Here is a 2,495-nt window from a genome sequence, read left to right on the forward strand (position 1 = left end):
TCATTAGCTTATCTTTATTAGACCAGCGATTGTACTTTTTAAAAATTGAGTTTGGATTACCAAAAACCTCGGGTAAATCTCTCCAAGGGCATCCTGTTCTAATACGATATAGGATTGCCTCAAAAAAATTTCTCAAATTTGATTTGAGATAAATATTAAAATTGCGGAGAATAGCTTTTAACTTAGACCAGTGTTGATCATTCAACATTGTACGAGGCATAGCGAGTAGTGAATTTGGTTTGGCGATTGAATTTTACTATCTCGCTATTTTTTTATACAGCAAATGTCAACAGACCCTATTCAATCCATCTCGGTTTGAGTGAATCAGAATCTATAGTCGACTTTTCAATCAATATAATAAACCCAGTTACGGATAAGCCAAAGATTTAATCACATGAATTTTAGGCTTATTCTTTTGGCAAAGTTGATACGCACATAGTGAAGAAAATACGCCTGCTAAAAAACCAGCAATCGAATGATGTTTACTCGTAACTAAGTGATATTTTTCTTTCAATAATCCTATCAATGTTTCAATTCTGTTACGTTGTCGTAGATGAAATTCATCAGAAAATGGCAATAAGGTCACTCTCATATTTTTTTCTTGGATAAGTCATTAAATCAATGCCTTGCTCTTTAAGTGTTTCTTTCAATGGTTGGCTAATGTAGCCTCTATCACCATAGACCGTTGCTGATAAGCCATTCACTAAATCCTCAACTTTTTTAAGATCAGCAATATGTCCGTTTGATAAATCTGAATTTACAATTTCACCCTCTTGATTCATCAACAAGTGTAATTTGCAACCATAAAACCAGCCCATCGTACTTTTACCACGAGAAGCAATCTCATCTAAAGCATGATGACCTTTAGGTATTCTTTTATTTTTACAAACAGGTAAAGGTGTTGAATCAATCCATAAATATGAACTTTCATCTTCTTGGCTCAACGCATAAAGCAAAGCATGAATAGCAAGTTGGTGCTGATTGATGAGGATAATCAGGTTTTTATAACAAGGCAAGTCTTTAAAGAGTTTGCTTTCAAACTGACAAAGCAAGTTAAAAAACATCTTAAAATTATGTACTTGAGATGTTTTGTAGTAGATGGAGATAGCCACAATTTCTGATAAAGATAGCGTTGCTTGTCTGATACGTTGACGTTTGTTTTCTTGCTTGAGAAATTGCCAATAGATGGGTTCAAATTTTTTGAAAAAATCATCAACAATACAAAAAATTTCTGTAAAATCGTACATGGTAGTTAGAGCCTTTAGGTTGTGTCGTAACTTTCTAAATGGCTCTAACTACCTTTTTTTCAAGGGCTTTTCTTATCCGTAATTCGGGTTATATAAGCACGGTCAGCGTATCAATCATTTTGCTGATACCCCTTTGCAGATGCAACCAGTAAAAATTGAGGTGATACGAACACGCTATCGCTGTTCTGAATGCAAAAGCATGATTACCCATCAACTCAGCTTCTTGGATGAAAAACGTAGAGCGACCCATCGGCTGATTCAGCAAGTACGCAAGCGTTGCTTAGATCGAACCTTTACGCAGCTTGCCGAAGATACGGGTGTAGTCGTGAACACCATTAAAAACATTACGCTCGATTTCGTGGAGGAATTAGAACGAGATATTAAGTTTGAAACTCCAACGATTATGGGTATTGATGAACTTAAATTGATGGGAACATATCGCTGTGTCATCACCAACCTTGCTATGAACAGCTTATATGATATGTTGCCTGAAAGAACTCAAGATACATTGATACCATACTTCGCCAAACTGCCTGATGCAGAAAAAGTAGAATGGATTTGTAGTGATATGTGGCGACCCTTCAAAAAGTCATTCCGTCTGCACCTACCAAATGCCAAGTTGGTTATTGATAAGTTTCATGTAGTGAGAATGGTAAGTGAAGCTTTAGACACTGAACGTAAAGCTTTACAAAGTAGTTTGGATCGTGATGCCCGACTGAATATGAAAAAACATTTACGGTGGATACTGCTTAGACGACCAAATTCATTGACCGAAGATCAACAAAGAATTTTAGGAAATTTAGAAAAATGGCATCCTGAATTTAAGGAAGCTTATGACCTCAAAGAGCAGTTTTATAATATTTATGAAGCAACAACCAAAGACAATGCCATACAAAGGTTTCATGAATGGGAAAGTAGTATTCCCAAATATTTAAAGTCTTTTCGTGATGTTGCTAAAACTGTGAATAATCACTTTGAGGATATATTCACCTATTGGGATGCGCCAATAAGAATTACCAATGCTTATACTGAGGGGCATAATGGTATTACAAGAGTAGCGAACCGAATGGGGCGTGGCTATACTTTTGAAGTGCTTCGAGCAAAAATGTTATATAACAAAGTGGCTCGATCTATTACAACTTTAAAGACTCCATCATCTTCATTAAAATCAACCGAAGGTTATGAGGGTTTAACTGCATTTCCAACCAAGCAAGAGAATACTAAGTTGGAATATGGCGCTTATATTCC

The 2,495-nt window shown here is 35.9% G+C and carries 1 protein-coding gene and 2 pseudogenes; 1 reads left to right on the forward strand and 2 read right to left on the reverse strand.

Annotated features, from left to right (window positions below):
• Both KPC_RS19040 and KPC_RS19045 read right to left on the reverse strand, forming a co-directional pair.
• A partial coding sequence (locus KPC_RS19040; protein WP_146196669.1) for a transposase occupies positions 1-220 on the reverse strand: 220 nt, incomplete at its 3' end.
• Between the two features lie 147 nt (positions 221-367).
• Positions 368-1,247, reverse strand: a pseudogene (locus KPC_RS19045) (IS982-like element ISAba4 family transposase).
• A gap of 88 nt (positions 1,248-1,335) precedes the next feature.
• Here KPC_RS19045 and KPC_RS19050 point away from each other — a divergent pair.
• Positions 1,336-2,495 (forward strand): annotated as a pseudogene (locus KPC_RS19050) (ISL3 family transposase); the annotation flags it as partial.

The sequence above is a fragment of the Acinetobacter stercoris genome, from assembly GCF_900323515.1.
Classification (GTDB): Bacteria; Pseudomonadota; Gammaproteobacteria; order Pseudomonadales; family Moraxellaceae; genus Acinetobacter; species Acinetobacter stercoris.